This is a genomic window from Alcanivorax sp. HI0083 (genome assembly GCF_001635175.1).
Genome location: NZ_LWFX01001444.1, coordinates 1 through 970 on the forward strand (window position 1 = coordinate 1; position 970 = coordinate 970).

The following is a 970-nucleotide window of genomic DNA, read 5'->3' on the forward strand; positions in this document are numbered from 1 at the left end:
CAGACCTTCACGGAACAGGATGAAGAAACTGGCAGACAAGGTTGCCGCCGGGCTAAGGCCATCACCGGACAAGGCATCACTGGCCTGGGCCAGGCCCTGTTGGGCTGCCGCCACCTTGTCGCTCACCTCACTGGCCTCACGATCCCGGTCGATGGCTTCGCGTACCGCCATAAAGCGGGATTCCGCACTGCGCATCAGCTCGCTGTCCACCGCAGCCAGCTGCTGCTCAATCATTTCAAAACCGTCCAGGTAGGCAGACAGCGCCGCCGCCTTGGCCGCCTTCTTATCGCCGGCCTGATACGCCTTGTCCGCATCGGTCAGCTTGTCATGACTCAAGGCGATGAAACGGTTTTTGTTGAACAGCGCACCGGGGGTGCGGCGCAGGTAACCCAGGGCCGCATAGGCCTTCGGGCCTTGCTCCTTGAGCACATCTTCCGGGGCCTGGGCCACCAGGGTGTCCAGGGTGAGAGTACCTTTCATGCCAGGCACGGTGCTGAAAACCTGTTCGCCCTCCTCAGCCACCTGATCGGTAACTGCCTTGGCCCCCACATAGAACGCCAGCGCCCAGCGGTCTTCTTCACTCAGCGTGTCGGCATAGGCGGCCATGCCAGTCCCCTCCACCCCTTGGGTGATGGTGGTGTGCAGTCCCAACAGTGAACGGCCGTTATAGCGCTCCACTTCGGTAAAGTCAGTGGGGGCAGGCTCCAGCGCCGCCCCTGCGGGGCCATCGCCCTTGCCTTGCGCACCATGACAGGCCGCGCAGTGGCTCTGGTACAACGCCGCCGCATGCTCCTGATCCGGGGCCTGCTTGGGCGATACCGGAATACCGTAAACGCTCACCAGCGTCGCACGGATAGATTGCGCCAGAGTCTTGATCTCACTCTCCGCCGCTTTATCGGTTACCGCTTGCTGGAGGTTATTGGCCTGGGTTTGCAGTGTCTGCTTGCCTTCAGCCTCGGGCAGCTCTGCC

The 970-nt window shown here is 62.4% G+C and carries 1 protein-coding gene; it reads right to left on the reverse strand.

Annotated features, from left to right (window positions below; genetic code table 11):
• The coding region (locus A3754_RS21880) for a cytochrome c (protein ID WP_156497143.1) at window positions 1-970 on the reverse strand (970 nt) is incomplete at both ends.